Genomic DNA, 19,748 nt, shown 5'->3' on the forward strand with positions numbered 1-19,748 from the left:
GCGACTTTTAATATGTGAGAGATCGCTTTGCGCATCGCTGCTCCGCAGCAATGAGCGGTGCTGCGCACCCGCTAGCGCAAAGCTGGCCGCCACAGCTTAGGTACGGCCCCGGTCTTTTTGCCGGGATCGCCGGCTTTTCGCCCTCGCGGTAACACTGTACCGCTTCGGGCTCCAAAGCCTGGCGCTGCCGGCAAAAATCCTCGGGGAATCATGGCGTGGCATGGGTAGGGCTTCAGGCTCCAGCGAGGCCACCGCTCTTTTGCTGTAGTCAGCAAAAGGGAAAGGGGTCGGGAAAACATATGTTTTCCCGTGGAGGAAGGCAGCGAGTCTTCGAGCGTCGGAAAACCGTGGGTTTCCGAGGAGGCAAAATTCCGCGCAGGAGCATTGTTCTTTGTTATTCAATGCAAGATGCGGGGGCAATCGTCAAGTGACAAAAGGAGGGTGCGTGGTAGTTTTTGTAAAGATTAATACCAACAAGGAGAACATGATGAAATTCACCAACTTAGACGGACTGACGCTTCCTTCGTGGGAGTCCTTTACAACTGAAGGTTTTCTTGATGAGCTCAAAGCGCTCCATCAGGAGGGTCTCGCACTTGCGGATGAAATTGCGCTTCTTGCGCAACCGACCTTCAATGATGTCGTGAACCGCTTTGAGGTCCTCGATCTCAAGCGCACAATGCACATTCATGTGTTGAGTCATTTGAAGAATGTGGACATGGATTCCTATCCTGGAATTTCCGCTATCGAGGAGGAATGTTTCGCGCTCGAAAGTGCATATGGTGCGAATCTTGATTTTCATCAAGGGTTGTATCGTGCGCATCTTTTTGTACGTGAAAATGAATATGGTCTGCTTAACGATGAGCAGCGCTATATTCTCGATGAGGCGATTAAGAGTTTCGAGCTGAACGGTGTCGGTCTTCCAAAAGACAAACAGGACCGCCTTCGCACTATCGTCGAAGAGATTGCACGATTACAGAGTCTCTTTGAGACCAATGTGGTAAGTGCAACGGATGGCTGGTCACTCCATGTGACCGACAAGGAGAGGCTCGTCGGGATTCCCGAGGATGTCTTGAAGTCCGCCGCAAAGCTTGCGGAGAGCAAAGAGCTCCCTGGCTACCTCATTTCCCAGAAGACGAATGTTGTCCTTTCGGTGCTCGACTATGCTGATGTTCGCTCGCTTCGCGAGGAGCTGTGGCGTGCATTCAGTTCACGCGCATCCGAAATCAGCCCGCTCGGGGCCGAATTCGATAATGGTCCTGTGATGGTGAAATTACTCGAGCTCCGTGCGGAATCCGCAGCTTTGCTCGGACTTCCTTCGCATGCCGCACGTTCGATCCAGCCGAAAATGTCTGGCGCCGTCGGTGTTGAAGGAGTTTCAGACTTCCTTGCCATGCTTGCAAGCGCCTCACTTCCGAAGTCGGAAGAAGATCGAGTGCTGCTCAAGGAGTTCGCAAAGAGTGAGCTTGGGCTCGATGAAATGTTCCCTTGGGATACAGGGTATGTTGCGCGTCTCTATAAGGACAAATTCTTTGCAGTGCATGATGAAGAGATTCGCGACTATTTCCCTGCATCGAAGGTCATGGAAGGACTCTTTGGACTTTTGCAGCGCATGTATGGCTGCACCTTTAAGAAGGCAGAGGTCAGTGTTTGGCATCCGAGCGTGCAGTTCTACGAAGTCTGCGACAAGGATGGCAAGGTTTTTGCGGGCTTCTATGTCGACTTGCTCGCACGCCCCGGAAAGCGTGGTGGCGCATGGATGGACGACCTCGGCTGTCGTATTGATCATGATGGCATCAGTAGTCTGCCGGTCGGATTCCTTTGCTGTAATTTCCGTACCCCAAGTGACGGGGGAGAGCCATACCTGCTCCATGATGATGTGGTGACAACGTTCCATGAAAATGGTCACGTCTTCCATCACTTGCTTTCGCGATCGAATTACTTCGACACTGCGATGATGCATGTGGAGTGGGATGCAGTGGAGTTGCCTTCGCAGCTGCTTGAGCATTGGGCCTGGGATAAGAACATGCTCCGCAGTATGTCGGCGCACCGCTCCAAGGGGGAAGTACTTCCCGACGCCCTCATTGATGCGATGCTCCGTGCAAAGCACTATCTTGCCGGCCTCGGTTATGGCAGGCAATTCGGCCTTGCGCTCTTCGACTGGAATCTCCACAAGGAGAAGCCTGTCGACCTGGATGGAATCATGGCGACGTACCGCAATGCGATGAGCATTGCAACAAGCGTCCCTGTGCACGAGAGTGGTCGTGGTCCGCATAATTTCACCCATGCATTTGGTGGTGGTTATGATGCTGGCTACTTCAGTTATTCGTGGGCGAACAGTCTCGTTGCTGACGTAGCTGCCGCATTCGATGAAGCTGGGGAAGCAGGCCAGGCAGAAGTTGCTGCTCGTTATCGCGACGAGATTCTTGCATGGGCTGCACGTCGTCCTATGATCGAATCTTTCCGCGCATTCCGTGGTCGCAATCCTGATCCGAAATACCTCATTCCGTACATTGGTTTGAATTAGTTTTAAAACACCCCAATAGGGGTGTTTTTTATAGTACCCATATCCCAATCGGTCAAGCTATGGTGTACTCATTTCCGGAATTGACGGAGCAGGGGTCGATGTTATCGTTAAGAGAGAAACATTGGGAGGCGTTATGCGCTACAAACGCTATGGAAGTCTACGGCTCCCAGTGTGGAGCACCTTTAAAATGGATGAAGTGGTTCCGAAATTAGAGGAGTTAATACGCGAAGGAATGCGCCTTGCTTGGCGCGTCTCCACGAAAAAGGATCCTCAATTCGATGATGTCATTACGCGCTTCGAAGAACTTGAAGAGCGGATCTGGAGGACTGTTACGCCAGTCATTTTTCTGGGAGATGCAGATGCTGCAAAATACCCAGGTACCGAGCAAGTGCGTAATACCGTCGAGATGTTAATGTCTCGATATACCGTCAGCCTGAATTTGCGGCGCAAGCTACTGCGGGCGGCAAGCATGGTTGAGTCACGACCGGGCTTCGGAAAGCGTCCGGTCGAAGATCAATTCGTTATTGAGCGTCTCGTGGTGACAATAAGAGAATCAGGGGGAGATCTTTCTCCTCAGCAAAAGCGACGCTTGAGGGAGCTCTCATTGCGCCTTGTGGATCTAGAGAATAACTATCAGCGTAACATCATCGGAGCAATCGATAGTTGGACGCTTGATGTCACTGACGAAGCAGAAGTCCTGGGAATCCCCGAGGAAGTGTTGCAGTCTGCACGAAGCAGGGCGCTTTCGCTCGGCAAAGAGGGGTATGCGTTTAGTTTGCAGCATCATGATTACAAGTCGATCGTCGATTATGCGGCAAGTCGGGCGCTCAGAAAAAGAGCCTGGTTGGCCTATAATTCCCGCGCGTCGAAACAAGGGCCCGGTGGTCCACAATTCGACAACGGTTTGCTCATGTGCAAGATCGCAGAGCTTCGTTGTGCAATTGCGCAGATTCTCGGTTACGATAATTTTGTCGCTCAAAATATAGGTTCGATGATGGCAGAAAAGCCCCATGTTGTCGAACGATTTCTCGATCATCTTGCGAAAGCGGTGAAGAAGAAATCCAAAGAAGATGACTGCTTGCTGCAGCGTTATGCACGGCGAAAGCTTGGTATCAGGAATCTGCAGCACTGGGATAGGGCCTACACAGAGCGGTGTATGCGTGATGAGCTTTATGCCATCGACGATGAGGCCATTCGTGCATACTTCAGTGAGGAATCGATCTTGAAGGGGCTCTCGAGTCTTCTTGCGCGATTATTCAACTGTACGATGGTAGAAAAGATCGTGTCTACGTGGCACGAAAGTGTACGATTCTTTGAAGTTCTGAATACGAAAGGCAAGGTGATCGGAGGTTTCTATTTGGACCTCTACGCACGTCCCGGAAAGGCGACCGATGCATGGGCAGTGAGCATCATGACTCGTTTCGTACGGCGCGGAAGAATACAGCGTCCTGTCGTGGCAATTTGCGCTAACGTGCGTACTCCTCCATTGGGTGAAGTCGCGACATTTTCCCACCGAGATATTTGCGAGATTTTTCATGAATTTGGACATACGATGCATCTCATACTCGGCACCACAAAACACCGAGAGAGTTTCGCATTCTATGTCGAAACGGACGTATCCGAAGTTCCTTCACTACTCCTTGAGGAGTGGGGTTGGAAGAAGGATATGCTCCGCCTCATGTCTTCACACAAAGATTCCGGTGCTCGCATTCCTGAAGCGATGCTGAGTTCGCTGATTGCTTCAAGGCACTTCATGGAGTCGCGCACCTATGCTTTCGATGTCGCTTGCGCCATCTTCGATTGGGAGATTCATAAAAACCCGCCGAAGAATGAGGCAGCATTGATGCATGTTTATGCAGATGCTGTTGCACGCTCTACGGGATTTTCGAATCAGATCATTGCCTGTGCGCCACATACGCTCAATCATATATTCAGTTGGGGACTCGCAGCGAGCTATTACAGCTACCTCTGGTCAAGTAGCCTGGTCGCTGATATTGCTGCGGCGTTTACTCATGCTGGACTTAGGGGTGAACTTACTGTTGCACAGCGGTACCGCCGCACGATTCTTGCACCTGGTTCGAGTCGACTCTTCGCGGAGTCTTTCAAGGCATTTAGGGGTAGGGGTCCGCGGACGCGATTCCTCTTACGCCATATCGGCATCCGTTGATTGTTTTCAAAATAAGCGCCCTTATTGGGGCGCTTTTTCATTGACCACCTACACATGTTATACTGTCCTCATGAAGCAAATATATCTCGCAACAGACCATGCAGGCTTTGCGCTAAAGGAGGAACTCTTCGCGTACTTAAAAAACAAAGGACATGATGTTGTTGATTGTGGCGCTACTGCACTCAATCAAAATGATGATTACCCTGATTTTATCAAGCTTGCAGCAAAGGCAGTTAGTGAACAGCCCGAAATGCGATGTGCGATTGTCCTCGGTGGTTCTGGTACTGGTGAGGCAATTGTTGCAAACCGATTCCCGCATGTGCGTTGCGTTGTCTACAATGGAGGCCCACGCGAGATCATCACACTCTCACGAGAGCATAATGATGCAAACATATTATCGTTTGGCGCACGATTTGTTGATACTGCAACTGCAATTTCTGTTGTCGAATCATGGCTCTCGACCGATTTTAGTCGCGATGAGCGACACGTGCGTCGTATTGCGAAAATAGAAGAATTACATTAGAATCCCATTCACCATGTCTATAGATATCATTCCGGCGATCATGCCAAAGACGTTCGATGACCTTCACGCTCGCGCAAGCGAAGTGGAAGGACTTGTGCCGCTCGCACAGATCGACATCATGGATGGACGTTTCGTAGCAAGTAAGAGCTGGCCTTATGCGCTTGGTTATCCGGAGCGCGATGAGGATTTTCTCGCTCTTTCTCGTCAGGAAGATGGACTTCCTTACTGGGAAACACTTGATTATGAGCTCGATCTTATGATTGCGGAGCCGGAGAAGCATCTTGAAGAGTGGCTTCCTATCGGAGCATCACGCATTATCATACACGCAGAGGCGGTGCAAGACTGGAATGCACTCTTTGCGCTCGATTTCTTGAATCCCGACGCACGCCGCATTGGTGATGATATTGTCATTGCACTCGGTATCGCATTCAATCCTGACACAGATGTTGCGCAATATCAGGAGCAGATAGAGAAATTCGATTTCGTCCAGTGTATGGGAATTGCGAAGATAGGCTATCAGGGACAGCCTTATGATGAGCGGGTGCTCGAACAGATCAATCGTATTCGTAGTTCATTCCCGAATCTTCCTATTGCTGTCGATGGTGGAGTGAGCGAGAAGACCGCACTCGAATTGGTGCAGGCGGGAGCCACGAGGCTCGTTGCAGGAAGTGCCATCTTTGGTGCTGACGATAAGGAGCAGGCGATTGGCCATCTCGAGTCACTGGTGTCGCAAGATACATTCGAGGATGCCGAGGAAGATGCTCCGATCGATGAATAAACACGACCACGTCGTGTTTTTTGTTGTATAATACTGGTATTACTATAGTCGCTCTTTCTATGCGTGAATATTTACACCCCGATAAAATAGCTAAGCTCGAAGTCATTGCAAATGATCTCCGTGAGTCTGTCATCGATATGCTGATGCATGCAGGTAGTGGACACACTGCAGGTCCACTTGGTATGGCTGATGTTTTTGCCGTCCTCTATTTCCATGCATTGAGACATGATCCGAAGAACCCAGAATGGTCAGATCGCGATAGACTCTTGCTCTCGAATGGACATATCTGCCCAATCCTTTATGCAGCAATGGCGCATTCGGGGTATTTTCCAGTTGAAGAACTGAAGACATTGCGCAAATTGGGTTCACGTTTGCAGGGGCACCCACATAGGGAGTGGTTACCGGGTGTAGAGTCTACCTCAGGACCTCTCGGCGAAGGGATCTCCCAGGCTGTTGGTATGGCGCTCGCCGAGCGCATGGATCATGGTAAGCAGTCCGATAAATTCTTTTATTGCATTACCGGAGATGGTGAGCTTGGAGAGGGGCAGAATTGGGAGGCGATTCTCCTTGCGGGAAAAGAGAAGATACACAATCTCATCGTCATCGTCGATCGCAATAACATTCAGATTGATGGTTTCACTGAGGATGTACTTCCACTCGAGCCCCTTGGTGCGAAGTGGGCAGCATTCAATTGGCACGTGCAGGAGATCGATGGACATAACCTCGAAGATATCAACGGTGCTATCCATGCTGCGAAGGCTATCTTCAATCAGCCGTCAGTAATCATTGCTCATACCATTCCAGGAAAGGGGATAGACTTCATGTCTCGTCGCTTTGAGTGGCACGGTAACCCTCCTGGGAAAGGGCCAGCTGATGTCGTTCCTAAGGAAGCGCAGGGAGAAGAAGCGTTGCGCGAATTGCGCACATTACGCGGACGAATTACTAGTGAACTCGACTAATATGCAACTCGTACCAATAAATCCAAAGATCTTTGATCCAAAGGTAGAGAAGTTTCCTATTCGTAAGGGTTACGGAGAAGGTCTCCTTGCGGTTGGTGAACTTAATCATCGTATCGTGGCCATTGCTGCCGATCTTGTCGAGTCTACTTATACCCATCACTTTGCGAAGAAATTTCCAGAGCGTTTTATCCAGCATGGTATTGCGGAGCAGTCGATGGCTGCAGTCGCATCGGGTATGGCCGCAATGGGGAAGATTCCTTTCATGGCGTCTTACGCGATGTTCAGTCCGGGTCGCAACTGGGAGCAGATCCGTACGTCTATCTGTTACAACTTCACGAATGTAAAGATTGTTGGCTCACATGCTGGGGTGACGGTTGGTCCTGATGGTGGGTCCCATCAGGCACTCGAAGATATTGCGCTCACGCGTGTATTGCCACGGATGATGGTGCTTGTTCCTTGTGATCACATCGAAGCGCGCAAGGCGACCATCGCAGCTGCAGGTTATGAAGGCCCGGTCTATATCAGGCTTTGTCGTGAGAATACTGCAGTCGTAACCGCTGAGGAAACACCTTTTGAGCTCGGAAAGGCACAGTGTTTCTTCGCATCACCCAATCCTGTTGTAGGTATCATCGCGATCGGAGCACTTGTACACGAAGCAATGCTTGCCGCGAAACAGCTTGAGGAAGATGGGATTCCGGTGAAGGTGCTCAATATGCCAACCGTGAAGCCACTCGACGAGGCGGCAGTACTGGAACTTGCTAAAGAAGTGAAGGGTATAGTGACTGTCGAGGAACATCAGATAAAGGGAGGCCTCGGTGGGGCAGTAGCGGAATACCTTTCATCGGTACATCCTACGAAGATCGCATATGTTGGCATGAAAGATGAATTCGGTCAGTCAGGTGAGCCGATGGAACTCATTAAGTTCTTTCATCTCGATGCGCCTGCGATTGTGCTCGCAGCAAAACAGGTGATACTATAAATAAATCGGTTACCCAACGCATCACATGCGACATGGGTGGCCGATTTTTTAGTTACTATGTGGACAAAAAATGAGGGAACTTGGTGTATAATGTACAGAACAAAGCGCTCACTGCGCCGTTGTTTCGCACAGAGGAAAATATGAAAATATCCACACAGAAATATTTCTTGAAGAACATTATCGTGCACGTCGGCGCGATTGTTGCAATAATCGCTGTCGGATTTTTCATGCACTCTCTGAGTCAGGGTGGCCTCTCGAATACAGTTTCGCGGATTAGGCAGCTGGCATTGCTCTCAAGTACATCGCTTATGGAAGTTGATTTGGTGCCTATGCCATACGACACACCGGTGTGTACTCCTGGTGCTCTGCCAGTCAACATGATGATTATTCTCTCGAAGCCCGATGCTGCCTCGGTGTATATCATCAGAGATCAAAATACGGCAACCGCTCAGCCGGCAAAATTGAATGTTCCATTTTACCTCGAAAAGGGTAATTATAAGCTGTATGCACAGCTGCATTCAGGTTTTTCTTGGTCTGGTCGCTCAGCTTTCACTTTCACAATTGATAAAACCTGCGATGCAGCAGACGCTTCTTCCCAGCAGCCTTCTGGGGATCCAGAAGCCAGTTCAACTCCTCCAGTGGCGTCATCTACGCCATCAGGCGCTACGGTAGCTTCATCGACCCCTACACTTCCTTCATATCAGATAGTGCAAACGCCCACTGCAACTGCAACTCCAGTACTTCAGCCTACCGTAGTTGTCGATACTGCTTTTTCGGTGACGAAAAACTATCCGATTGATGGGAATATTGTGCCGATGATCTTGAAGGAGAATGTACGTACGTATACTGGCGTTGGACAAATAACATTCCAGGTTGAGGTCCCAAGTGATACTGCAATGTTTCTTTTCGGGTCACCCAATGGGTGGAACGATGATGGTGTGTTCGGTGTAGATCGTGGATTCAAGCGTATCTCAGGTACACAACGCTGGGTTTTGCCATTTGATACGAGAAAATTCAAAGACGGAAACTATCGTGTTGCGGCCGCATACTTTGTGCGCAATGAGGGATGGAGACTCACGAGTGCTGTTGATTTTCCGATCAAGAACGCTGTTGTCGCTCCGGTTCCTACAGTAGCGACCACGACTCCTCTCAGTGCTACTACCTCAGGAGATCAATATGCTCCTGTATGGAAATCACCGACAAGTACAATGACCACAGCGGAGCCGAAGTTTACTCCGACACTCCGACTCGTGGTTGATGATCGTCAGGTTACTGCGCTCGGGCGCATGTTTGACCGTGAGTTGCTCGAAATGCGTGCAACGACACTTCCTGCACAATCAGTGCAATTCTTTGCTCTCTCTCTTGACGGAGCATTCAAGCCTGCAATAAAGGAACTCGGTAAGGGGGGACGCGATGAGCTGCTCTCTAGGGACGGGAAGGAGGTATGGACCTATTCTATCGATATGGGCGAATTTCCATCCGGGAGTTATCGTTTGTTTGCGCGTATTCGAACGCTTGCTAATAAGATAGAAGAAACTGCCCCAAGCACGATTTCTGTGCAACATCTCAATCAACTTGGTGTGACTCCAAATCCTTCGCTGAGTGTTGATAATACTCCGCCCGCAACTGCGACAAGAGAGCAGATCTTGCAGCGAGTGCAGGATCCAAGTACATGCCAGAACAGGCAGGAGTGTCAGGTTTATTGTTCAAGCAGTAGAGTAGCAGCAGATAAATGTGCTGATTTTGCTCGTGTTCAGGGGATGGCGGGATATGATATTACCGCAGTGCTTTCTGATGTCGCTGCATTGCAGGATTCGATTCGAGGCGAATTTGGCTCGAAGCTCGCTGAATATATTGGTCGCGCATCCTATACTGGAACGACAACAGAGGGCGTGTCTGCCACAGGAACGACAGAGGTTATGGCTTCATCGTCATGGTCATATGCTGATTCTGTAGGAAGGCCTTCGCTCGCTGATGTGCTTCCGAAGCCTGTTATAGATGCGACTGTTGCAAATCCACTGAAGCTTGCAGCGGAGTTGCCTGCTGAGGTGCATACTGCAAGTGATTTCCAATCGTATTGTGGAACTATTGAGCACGCTGAACGTTGTGCGAAAATTATCACAAATATCGCGCCAGATCTTTCTACTGCACTTAAGAAGCAAGAAGAAATCGTGCAACGCACTGAGCAACATCATGTGCAGGTGATCGAGCAGCGTACGGGTGCGCGAGTGTTCACTGATTCCGATAATGATGGAATTTCAGATTATGATGAGATAAATATCTTCCATACTGATCCAACAAAGCGAGATACCTATGGCACGGGTTACTCAGATGGTGCAGCGTTGCTTGGACAATCAAGTACGATTGGACAGGTTGCGGGAACGACAACGAGTTCAAGTATTGCGCTTGCGGGCGGTCTCGCTGTCGAGAATCCAAAACTCACCGGTACAACTCAAGCAAATATCTTGAATGTTGGCTCTGTTGCTGCAATTGAGTTTAAGGATATTGAGGGTGGCAAGAAAGAGATTGCAAAAGCACTCTTCAAGGGTAAGGCGCTCCCGAATAGTTTTGTAAAAGTGTATCTTTTCTCTGATCCTATCGTAGTGACTGTAAAGACTGACGATCAGGGCAACTGGTCATATATCCTCGACAAGACGCTCCCTGATGGTGCGCATACTGCGTATGTTGCGATGGTGGATAATGGAGGACGCATTCTTGCAAAGTCTGCTCCATTGCCATTTATCAAGGAAGCAAGCGCGTTGACCGTTGAAGCAGCTGGCCTCGGTATCGGTGCGCCTGTTCCTAAGGGTCTTTTCAGTGGCCTTACTCCACTCGCTCTGGTCGCACTTGTTGTTGGCGTGCTTGGTCTTGGACTTTCGGTCATTGGTGCGGTCATCGGTATTAGGCATTCAGGTAAGTCCGCAAACGATTCTGGTCTTAGTGCTAACTAAATATGCAATCCCCAAACTCATATATGAAGAGTGGTGTGCAGTTCGTTCGAGATAACCCTCAGCTTCTGTATACACTTTTCTTGCTCGTTATTATTCCAATGGCTTTCGTTATTTCGAGCGAACAGTTTCTTGGAATTGCGCGAACTCAAAATGATAAGGCGGAGCAAGCGCGCGTCGGGCTACTGCACGACGCGTTTGCTGCGTTTTTGCCAACTCAATTCGAGCCTGCGCTGATAGACGAGCATATCCGAAAGATTGCAGAGAAGAATGAGACAATCACCGGTTTTGCAGTGCTCGAGGAATTGGAATCCGCAACAAGTTCCACATATCAAGTTGTTGGGTCGCTCAACAAGCAGGAGATTCCCCTGGGGGAATATCTTCCTGATCCGACGACTGCAGCACTTATGCGTTTTGCGCTTGCAAATCCAGATCAATCACTTACGTTGGAGTTTACAAAGAGCGCAGTACGGCAATGGAAAACTGCTCGTGTTATTCCACATCCTCATGATGGTGTTGCGCGTGCCTATGTAGTTACTGATGTCTCAATGTCGCAGAGCGATGCAGTATTGCAGGGTAACATTCGCGCTGCATATGCATCACTTGCACTCATTATTGCGCTTATTATTGTTTTGCTTGCGCGGCAGGCTCGCATCGTTGATTACGCGACACTCTATAAGAAACTTGAAGAAGTGGACAAGATGAAGGATGACTTCGTTTCTATGACTGCTCACGAGTTGCGCTCGCCATTAACGACCATCCGTGGCTATGCAGATCTGCTTAAGGAGGTACAGCATCTTTCACCCAAGGGTGAGGAGATGTTGTCGAACATCGATAGGTCTGCTCGCGACCTAAACGATCTGATCACAGACATCCTTGATGTCTCCAAGCTGCAAGAGGGACGAATGTCATTCAAGCTTGCACCACTTGCACCGGTTGCTGAATTGCGTGATGTTGTAGAAGCATTTAGAAAGCCTGCCGAAAGCAAAGGACTGACAATTGGACTCACTGTAGGAACATTGCCCGATCTCATGGTGGATAAAATGCGATTTCATCAAGTGCTTGTAAATCTAGTGGGAAATGCAGTGAAGTATACACCGAAGGGAAGCGTGACTCTTTCTGCTCGTTCAATCGATAGTGCGCATATGTGTGAGTTTCGCATTTCTGATACAGGTCTTGGTATCAGTGCCGAGGCGCAGCAAAAACTCTTTTCAAAATTCTACCGCGTAAAAACGAAAGAAACGGAGATGATTACAGGAACCGGACTTGGATTGTGGATTACCGCTGAAATCGTCAGGCAAATGCACGGAACCATTGCTGTAGAGTCTATCGAAGGTAAGGGTACTGACTTCATTGTCCGTTTCCCGATTGCGAGTGTATAGTCAATAATATTGATGTTTTAAGCCATATTTTGTTCAGTCGGGAAGCCACCACTTTGGTGGCTTCCATGCTATAATGCCCTTGGGTTTCTAGATACTTGAGCGACATTTTAGCAGTAACGTTGTTATCTATACCGTATGTGCGAACTTAAGCTGATTGAGATTACTGAGCACCCAATTACTTCTACATTTGAAATCTATGCTAAAGGGGAACGTGTAGGTAGGTGTATGCTTCATCACGAAGCACGCAGCGAATCGCATCTCCCTGAGGGATTTTCTGGACATATTTTCTACGAAATATTTGAGCCTTTTCAGGGCAAGGGATACGCAAAGGCAGCTCTTGAGAAGCTCGTCGTTGCTGCGCGTCATATCGGTCTTCCTCGCGTGTTTGTGGTCGTAAGTGATGAGAATGTTCCATCACAGAAAGTCATTGAAGGGCGAGGGGCACAGCTCATTGGTGCCACGATGGGAAGTGATGGTCGTTATTATCGTCGCTATGCAATAGATTGTAATAAATAAAACACCACATTGTGGTGTTTTGTTTATTAGACTGGCGTTGCGACAAAATCCGTTGGTTTCTCAGCGAGATATTTTTCTAGTTGAGGGCGTGTGAGTAGTCCCTCCTGAGCACCGATATACTGCACGACCGACATCGAATTGATTGGGCCCCAAAGGAGTGCTTCTTCGAGTGGTAGTCCGAGTCCGAGTGCAACGACGATTGTGGAAGAGCATGCATCTCCAGCACCAGTGCGATCATATGGGGGTTTTGGATCTGGGTATGGTGGCACGAACCAGGTCTTGTCCACATCTGCATCATAAGCATAAAGTCCTTTTGGTCCATCGGTGATGACCGCGATGCGCGGGCCGATTGCGGACATCATCTTCGGGAGTTTTGACGGATCCTTCTCGTTGGTTTTCAGGATGATACGGGCTTCATCAGTATTACAGAAGAAGATAGAGCACGATTGGTACAGTTCCTTGAGTTTCTCGGCTCCAAGCTTGATCTGGAACGTACCTGGCTGGAAGGCAAACTTTACACCAGGGTGTGCTTTGATATAGTTCAGCACTTCTTCGTGATAGGGGAGTGAGTTTTCACCGAGGGAAGAGAAGTATATCCATTTTGGTTGTTCGAATGCCGGAAGTTTGTAATCGAAGGTCTCATGTTTGATGAGAATTGTGCGTTCTGCTTTGAACCAGAGCACGTAGTGATAGTTTGATGACTTTCCTGGATTAACGCGAACCATATCGGTGTTCACGTGATCGTGTGCAAGTGCAGCGATGATCTCCTTTCCCTGAGCATCCTCGCCAACATCAGCGATCAGTGCAGAAGAGAGTCCGAGACGTGCTGCGCAGACCGCAGCATTTGCTGAGTTACCGACTCCCGGTATTACCTTAGCAAATTCATAGGGAATCTTTGCTCCGTTAATGAAGCAGAGATCTTGCTCTGTCTCACCAGCTTCACCCTCGATAGTGTGCACAGAAGCCTTCTGTATGCGAATAAATGCGTCAGTGACTGTGTCTCCAATAGCCACGAAATCAAAAGATTTTTGTTCCATCAGGAAATTATAGCATAAATTGCATATGCACTACTTACCACTTTCCACTTTCTTGCTATAATAAAGGCATGAATATTGTACAGCTTGAATCCGTTGCACGAGCGCTGGTCGCACCAGGAAAGGGAATCCTTGCCGCTGATGAATCAAGTGCAACTGCCAATAAGCGTTTTGCCGCAGTCTATGTCACTCAAGATGAAGACCACCGTCGCACGTTCCGCGAGATACTTTTGACGACTCCTGATGCAGTCGGTATCGTCTCAGGCGTGATCTTTTATGACGAAACATTCTGGGAGAAGGGTTCTTCGGGTGAGCTTTTTCGGGAATATTGCGCAAAACATGGAATAATCCCCGGCATAAAGGTGGATGAAGGTCTTACTGATCTCCCGGGTTTCCCTGGAGAGAAAGTCAGTAAAGGTCTCGATACTCTTCCTGAGCGTATACAGAAATATGCTGAAGCGGGTGCTCAGTTTGCGAAGTGGCGTTCCGTCATTGTCATTGGTGAAAAAATTCCTACTGATGCTTGTATCGCTGCGAACGCGTATGTGCTTGCGCGTTATGCTCGAATCTGTCAGGAGGCGGGTGTAGTGCCTATCGTTGAGCCTGAAGTGCTCTTTGATGGCAAACATACTTCCGAGCAATGTGAGGCTGTGACGAGTCATGTTCTTGAGACACTCTTTGCCGCAATGCGTACCTACCGTGTACATTTCCCTGGTGCGATATTGAAGACAGGTATGGTCCTTCCAGGAAAAGATTCTGGTATCCCTGTTGATGAGACTGATGTTGCAGATCGTACGGTGCGCACTTTGCGTACCCATGTGCCTCATGATATTGGGGGTGTGGTATTCCTTTCGGGTGGTCAGACACCACATCAGGCCTTTGCGAACTTGAATGCGATCGCGCAGCGTGGTCCACATCCTTGGGGATTGACCTTCTCTTATTCACGCGCACTTCAGGATCCAGTGTTGAAACATTGGGCAGTACATCAAACAGATATCGTCGGAGCGCAGTCGATTTTTGCACATCAGCTCAAGGTTGCACAAGCAGCACGATCGGGAAGTATGAGTGTGGCGGCGCATAGTGATGATTTCGTTTCCCACTCCCAAGACATGTAGAAAACCGCATATTTCGGCGCATCTTGCCATGCTTCGGCGTGCGACTCGCTCACCGTAGAACACCTACGGCTCGCTAGAGTTCGCATACCTCCAGCATAGCAACCTGCATCCGAAATCTGCGTTTTTTTGTTATCTCAAATATATAAATCGAATACTGAAATATTTAAATATTTAAATATGTATTGGATTGCGTAATTAAAAAACCAAGATCAACTGATCTCGGTATCTAGAGTAGGGGTCGCATCTGGAGCTGCACTGAAGACGCGGATTTGTCCGCAGCCTTTACATTTAATTTCCACCGTCGCCTCGACAAGATTGCCCTTGAAGAGCAATTTTCCGCAAGAACATTTGTGATTTTTGAGCTCTGTATCTTCCATGTTCATGAGTGTGCTCGCGTGCTAATAATATATACTATACCATCATATAGTAGTAAGACCTATGCAGTCTGTGCACAGTTTTTGCACAGTAAGTGAGTGGGGGTCGACAAAAGCCATATTTTGATGTAGATTAAGTCCTCGTTCTTTTCTAAGGAGGTTCTTTTGAACCACGAACCACTCGTTGAAAGTTTTCCTTGTGTCGAACCTGGCTGTGAAGGCCTTGTCGACCCCTGCTCTGAGTTGGCCATTCGGCTCAACCCTGAGAAGTACGGCACCAAGAAGGGTGTTTGCTGCAATAGCTGCGCTCGCCTGTATGGAACGGATGGAGAGCCTGTGCTCAATATCGAATTCATGAAGGTGTTCATTGCTGGCGGTAGACTCGAAGGCAGGGTGCTCACTGCAGTCGAAAAGTGCAATCTGGTCCGTAATGAGATCGGCAAGATGTGCGATGCTGAAACTCATGAGGAGAAGGAAGCGCATCGTCGTAATATCTTCGCGCTCTGCGGGGGAGAAGAAGCCTTCCTCGATAAGAAGAAGAGCATGGAGGGACATACGGCTGACTGCGAAGCAATCGAATACCGTGCGCCACACATGTGCAGCTGCGGTGTCACGCACACTCGTAACTGGTTCAGGGATCACGCGGATATGGCTGGAGAAGCCTAGCATTTTACCACCCCCCAAAAAAATGGGGGGTGGTTTTTCTTTTCCTTTTGCCTTATGTCTGTCTTTTGCTATACTGGTCAAATGCGACAATCCCAATTATTTACAAAGACGCGCCGAGAGGCGCCAAAGGACGAAGTAGCGAAGAACGCACAGCTTTTGCTGCGCGGTGGCTACATTTACAAGGAGATGGCAGGTGCATACTGTTATCTCCCCATGGGATTGCGTGTGCTCAATAAGATCATGAACATCATCCGCGAGGAGATGGATGGTATTGGTGCACAGGAAATTCTTATGACCTCATTGCAAGACAAGGCAATCTGGGAAGCAACCGGACGCTGGAGTGATGATGTTGTCGACAATTGGTTTAAGACGAAATTGAAGAGTGGTACTGAGGTTGGTCTTGCATTTACTTGTGAAGAGCCACTCACGAATCTCATGCGCGAGTATATACACTCACACCGCGATCTCCCAATGGCCGCATATCAGTTACAGACGAAGTTTCGCAATGAAGCACGTGCAAAGAGTGGTATTATGCGTGGACGCGAGTTTATCATGAAGGACGCCTATACGTTCTGCAAGAATGTTGAGGAGCACAATGTGGTCTACGAGCAGTATGCGGAGGCCTACATGCGCATCTTCACTCGTCTTGGACTTGGCGAGCTCACCTACAAGACATTTGCATCAGGCGGTTCATTTAGTAAGTATTCTCACGAATATCAGACAATCACGGAAGCCGGTGAGGATACTATCTTCATTAGTGATGAGAAACATATCGCAATCAATCATGAGGTCATGAATGATGAGGTGCTCGCAGATCTCGGCGTGAAGCGTGAGGAGCTTCGTGAAGCTAATGCAGTTGAAGTGGGAAATATTTTCACCCTCGGCACTAAGTTCTCCGATGCATATGATCTGAATTATGTGGACGAAGAGGGTCATCCTCAGCGAGTCTTTATGGGTTCGTATGGAATTGGGCCTGGGCGCGTCATGGGAACCATTGTTGAGGTACTTTCAGATGAGAAGGGTATCATATGGCCAGAATCGGTTGCGCCATTTATGTTCCACCTCATTGCGCTTGGTTATGATGATCCTGCGGTCAAGGAAGAGGCGGATAAGCTATATCATGCACTCCGCGCTCGTGGCATTGAAGTACTTCTTGATGACCGAGTTGGCCCTTCTGCGGGAGAGAAGTTTAATGATAGTGATCTTCTTGGTATGCCTAAGCGTGTCGTTGTTTCAAAGAAAACTATTGCCGCAGGAATGTATGAACTCAAGGATCGTAAGACTGGTGAAGTAAGTCAGATTTCTCACAGTCAGCTTCTTGCATAATAAAAACCCGAGAGGGTTTTTATTTTATCGACATAAGAAAAATGGCTTGTAAAGAGGTTCACTTAAGGGAGCCACAACGGTGGAGTGCGCGTTCTCCTTGCTGCGGTGAGCAAATGGGTAAATTCTATATTTCGCAACACTATTGAGTACACGCAACCCTTGCGGGAGCATGCTATTTTCAGTAGACTGCAGTTATGTTAATGGACCGCTTTCTTGGCTTTTCTGGCGCAGATATTGGTATCGATCTTGGTACGGCGAATACACTCGTCTATCTTCGTGACCACGGCATAATTATTGATGAGCCTTCGGTGGTTGCGGTCAATCAGAAAACGGGACGCGTTGTTGCGGTGGGTAGTGATGCAAAGCAGATGCTCGGGCGTACGCCAGGGCACATTGTTGCTATTCGTCCACTTGTAGGGGGAGTGATTTCTGACTTCGAGATTACTGAGGAGATGCTTGCACACTTCATCAATAAGGCGCAGCGACTTTCGAAGAAGCAGGGTCGTCCACGCGTTGTGATCGGTGTTCCAACACTTATCACTAATGTGGAGACGCGAGCGGTTCGTGATGCTGCGATGAATGCAGGTGCACGAGAGGTCTATATTGTCGAAGAGCCCATGGCTGCAGCGATTGGTATTCGACTTCCTGTCACAGAGCCTGTGGGTTCGATGATCATCGATATTGGCGGAGGCACAACTGATATTGCAGTCATCTCTCTTGCTGGAATTGTGAATGCGAAGAACCTTAAAATCGCAGGGGATCGTTTCAATTCAGATATTTCTTCATATATTCGGGATGAATTTAAGATTCTTATTGGTGAACGTACGGCAGAGGAGGTAAAGATTAAGATCGGTACTGCTACAAAGCCGAAGGAGCCTCGTGAGGCGGCAATTCGTGGACGCGATTTGCTCACCGGACTTCCACGTGAGGTAATCGTGACGGATATCGATCTCCGCGAAGCCCTCGCACCATCTCTTGCTGCGCTCGTTGAGGCGACTAAGGAAGTACTTGAGACGGCCCCACCAGAAATTCTTGCCGATGTGATGCATCGAGGAATCGTTATCGCAGGTGGCGGTGCACTTATTTATGGGTTGCCGGAACTTCTTGAACTCGCATTACATATTCCCGTCGTTACCGCAGATGAACCACTCACCGCAGTAGCACGTGGAACAGGTATCATCATTGAAAATTTGGATATGTATCGCGAAGTGCTCATCGAGCATGATAACGAACTTCCATCACGCTAGCTCTCCTACATTCTGTTTGATTCGGTCTATAAACTATGCCAACTAATTTTCGACAGGAAAGGATGGTGAAAGAGCAGCGCCAAAAAATCTATGGCGCGCTTTTTCTCATTCTTGTCATCATCGTCCTTGGGCGTTCCTCTGTGCTTGGCGCAATTGGGCGATTTGGGCATTTGATAGGTCTTCCACTTTGGCATAGTGCGGATGCCCTCCAAGCTTCAGGAATTGATATCGCAAGCATGACTCGAACAAGAGCCTCACTGATTGAAGAGAATAAGGTGTTGCATGAGCAGGCAGAATTGAGTGACTTACGAGCAAAGACTATTGATGCACTTGTATCAGAAAATGAACATCTCAAGGAGCTGATGGGGCGCGATACAAAAGAGGATACTGTGCTAGCGCGCGTGCTTTCGAGGCCGCCATTTGAAGTCTATGATACTTTCATTATCGATGTTGGCATGCATGAAGGGGTGAGTGTTGGTGCGCTTGTGTACGGGAAGGGCTCATTTGTGATTGGTTCAATATCAAGAGTAATGGATAGGAGCTCAGTGGTAACACTCGCATCTGCCCCCGGTGAAACGCGCAGCGTTATGGTTGCAGAGTCATCTGGTGATGAAAAGCAAGCCTCAAGTACGACGGACACACTTTCTGAAAAGCATAATCTAGTCTTTGCAGGTATTGGGGGAGGAGGCTTTCGTGCTCAGGTTCCAAAGCAATTACATATCGCACCCGGGACGATGATGGCACTTCCTACGCTTAATCCTTCTTTCATCGGTATAATCACTACAGAGTATGTTCCCGAGGATGGGTCACTCAAAGAGATATACGGCACACTTCCATTTGGAATTAATTCACTTGAGTGGGTGAAAGTTGTCCTTGCTCTGCGTACTCCAGTAACACCATAATGTTCGGCTCAATCGACAAACAGCGTTTAGTAATTGGTGGCGCACTATTTATTGGTGTGTTTGTTTTGCCATCAATACTTACCCTGATTATTGGTGCATTGCTTGCATTGCGTTACAATAACTACTTCGAGTTTCCGGTATTCGCATTACTCATTGATGCAGTTTATCGCACTAATAGCATGTCAACGTTCGGCTTGTTTGGTTTTGCGGTAATCTACGTGCTCGCTGTTGATTATTTCAGAGTGAGAATTCGTATGCGTGATAATCGTAGGCTTTACTAACGTGGCTTCATTTTTCAAAAAAAGAAC

The 19,748-nt window shown here is 48.5% G+C and carries 16 protein-coding genes; 14 read left to right on the forward strand and 2 right to left on the reverse strand.

Features of this window, described 5'->3' with window-relative positions:
• The first annotated feature begins 445 nt into the window (after positions 1–445).
• From VJ579_00005 to VJ579_00045, 9 genes are all read left to right on the forward strand, one after another.
• Positions 446–2,524, forward strand: coding sequence for a M3 family metallopeptidase (locus VJ579_00005; protein HXK37440.1), 2,079 nt, complete (start codon positions 446–448; stop codon positions 2,522–2,524).
• Positions 2,525–2,657: 133 nt separating this feature from the next.
• Positions 2,658–4,691 carry a M3 family metallopeptidase gene (locus VJ579_00010; GenBank protein ID HXK37441.1) on the forward strand — a complete coding sequence of 678 codons (2,034 nt, stop codon included), beginning with the start codon at positions 2,658–2,660 and terminating at the stop codon, positions 4,689–4,691.
• 70 nt (positions 4,692–4,761) lie between these two features.
• On the forward strand, positions 4,762–5,214 hold the full coding sequence (locus tag VJ579_00015; GenBank protein ID HXK37442.1) for an RpiB/LacA/LacB family sugar-phosphate isomerase: 453 nt from the start codon (positions 4,762–4,764) through the stop codon (positions 5,212–5,214).
• Between the two features lie 13 nt (positions 5,215–5,227).
• Positions 5,228–5,992: a hypothetical protein gene (locus tag VJ579_00020; protein HXK37443.1), complete on the forward strand. Its 765-nt coding sequence runs from the start codon at positions 5,228–5,230 to the stop codon at positions 5,990–5,992.
• Between the two features lie 59 nt (positions 5,993–6,051).
• On the forward strand, positions 6,052–6,951 hold the full coding sequence (locus VJ579_00025; GenBank protein HXK37444.1) for a transketolase: 900 nt from the start codon (positions 6,052–6,054) through the stop codon (positions 6,949–6,951).
• A 1-nt stretch (position 6,952) separates the two neighbouring features.
• A complete protein-coding gene (locus tag VJ579_00030) occupies positions 6,953–7,930 on the forward strand; it encodes a transketolase C-terminal domain-containing protein (GenBank protein ID HXK37445.1) in 978 nt (325 codons plus the stop codon).
• Between the two features lie 140 nt (positions 7,931–8,070).
• Complete coding sequence (locus VJ579_00035; GenBank protein ID HXK37446.1) at positions 8,071–10,881, forward strand: Ig-like domain-containing protein; 2,811 nt, start codon at positions 8,071–8,073, stop codon at positions 10,879–10,881.
• Between the two features lie 2 nt (positions 10,882–10,883).
• The gene (locus VJ579_00040) at positions 10,884–12,260 is read left to right on the forward strand and encodes a HAMP domain-containing sensor histidine kinase (GenBank protein HXK37447.1); all 1,377 of its coding nucleotides are present in this window, start codon (positions 10,884–10,886) and stop codon (positions 12,258–12,260) included.
• A 135-nt stretch (positions 12,261–12,395) separates the two neighbouring features.
• Positions 12,396–12,776 (forward strand): GNAT family N-acetyltransferase, encoded by a 381-nt coding sequence (locus VJ579_00045; protein HXK37448.1) that lies wholly within the window; start codon positions 12,396–12,398, stop codon positions 12,774–12,776.
• Between the two features lie 26 nt (positions 12,777–12,802).
• Here the strand turns inward: VJ579_00045 and VJ579_00050 are convergent, their stop codons facing one another.
• The gene (locus VJ579_00050; protein ID HXK37449.1) at positions 12,803–13,813 is read right to left on the reverse strand and encodes a carbohydrate kinase family protein; all 1,011 of its coding nucleotides are present in this window, start codon (positions 13,811–13,813) and stop codon (positions 12,803–12,805) included.
• Between the two features lie 68 nt (positions 13,814–13,881).
• Here VJ579_00050 and VJ579_00055 point away from each other — a divergent pair, with 68 nt between their 5' ends.
• A complete protein-coding gene (locus VJ579_00055; GenBank protein HXK37450.1) occupies positions 13,882–14,925 on the forward strand; it encodes a class I fructose-bisphosphate aldolase in 1,044 nt (347 codons plus the stop codon).
• Positions 14,926–15,344: 419 nt separating this feature from the next.
• On the opposite strand, the gene VJ579_00060 is transcribed toward VJ579_00055, so the two are convergent.
• Entirely contained in the window at positions 15,345–15,968 is a 624-nt protein-coding gene (locus VJ579_00060) for a hypothetical protein (protein ID HXK37451.1), read from the reverse strand.
• Positions 15,969–16,046: 78 nt separating this feature from the next.
• Here VJ579_00060 and VJ579_00065 point away from each other — a divergent pair, with 78 nt between their 5' ends.
• From VJ579_00065 to VJ579_00080, 4 genes are all read left to right on the forward strand, one after another.
• Entirely contained in the window at positions 16,047–17,291 is a 1,245-nt protein-coding gene (locus tag VJ579_00065; protein ID HXK37452.1) for an aminoacyl--tRNA ligase-related protein, read from the forward strand.
• Positions 17,292–17,485: 194 nt separating this feature from the next.
• A complete protein-coding gene (locus VJ579_00070; GenBank protein ID HXK37453.1) occupies positions 17,486–18,538 on the forward strand; it encodes a rod shape-determining protein in 1,053 nt (350 codons plus the stop codon).
• A gap of 35 nt (positions 18,539–18,573) precedes the next feature.
• Positions 18,574–19,440 (forward strand): rod shape-determining protein MreC, encoded by an 867-nt coding sequence (locus VJ579_00075; protein ID HXK37454.1) that lies wholly within the window; start codon positions 18,574–18,576, stop codon positions 19,438–19,440.
• The gene (locus VJ579_00080) at positions 19,440–19,721 is read left to right on the forward strand and encodes a hypothetical protein (protein ID HXK37455.1); all 282 of its coding nucleotides are present in this window, start codon (positions 19,440–19,442) and stop codon (positions 19,719–19,721) included. The genes VJ579_00075 and VJ579_00080 overlap by 1 nt, the downstream gene beginning before the upstream one ends.
• Positions 19,722–19,748: the final 27 nt, after the last annotated feature.

The organism is Candidatus Paceibacterota bacterium (assembly GCA_035583355.1).
Lineage (GTDB): Bacteria > Patescibacteriota > Minisyncoccia > Phycocordibacterales > UBA6899 > JAJZQJ01.

Coding starts and splice junctions, on each gene's coding strand:
- VJ579_00010 (HXK37441.1), top strand. CDS start 2,658: ATGCGCTACAAACGCTATGGAAGTCTACGGCTCCCAGTGTGGAGCACC.
- VJ579_00015 (HXK37442.1), top strand. CDS start 4,762: ATGAAGCAAATATATCTCGCAACAGACCATGCAGGCTTTGCGCTAAAG.
- VJ579_00020 (HXK37443.1), top strand. CDS start 5,228: ATGTCTATAGATATCATTCCGGCGATCATGCCAAAGACGTTCGATGAC.
- VJ579_00025 (HXK37444.1), top strand. CDS start 6,052: ATGCGTGAATATTTACACCCCGATAAAATAGCTAAGCTCGAAGTCATT.
- VJ579_00030 (HXK37445.1), top strand. CDS start 6,953: ATGCAACTCGTACCAATAAATCCAAAGATCTTTGATCCAAAGGTAGAG.
- VJ579_00035 (HXK37446.1), top strand. CDS start 8,071: ATGAAAATATCCACACAGAAATATTTCTTGAAGAACATTATCGTGCAC.
- VJ579_00040 (HXK37447.1), top strand. CDS start 10,884: ATGCAATCCCCAAACTCATATATGAAGAGTGGTGTGCAGTTCGTTCGA.
- VJ579_00045 (HXK37448.1), top strand. CDS start 12,396: ATGTGCGAACTTAAGCTGATTGAGATTACTGAGCACCCAATTACTTCT.
- VJ579_00050 (HXK37449.1), bottom strand. CDS start 13,813: ATGGAACAAAAATCTTTTGATTTCGTGGCTATTGGAGACACAGTCACT.
- VJ579_00055 (HXK37450.1), top strand. CDS start 13,882: ATGAATATTGTACAGCTTGAATCCGTTGCACGAGCGCTGGTCGCACCA.
- VJ579_00060 (HXK37451.1), bottom strand. CDS start 15,968: ATGCTAGGCTTCTCCAGCCATATCCGCGTGATCCCTGAACCAGTTACG.
- VJ579_00065 (HXK37452.1), top strand. CDS start 16,047: ATGCGACAATCCCAATTATTTACAAAGACGCGCCGAGAGGCGCCAAAG.
- VJ579_00070 (HXK37453.1), top strand. CDS start 17,486: ATGTTAATGGACCGCTTTCTTGGCTTTTCTGGCGCAGATATTGGTATC.
- VJ579_00075 (HXK37454.1), top strand. CDS start 18,574: ATGCCAACTAATTTTCGACAGGAAAGGATGGTGAAAGAGCAGCGCCAA.
- VJ579_00080 (HXK37455.1), top strand. CDS start 19,440: ATGTTCGGCTCAATCGACAAACAGCGTTTAGTAATTGGTGGCGCACTA.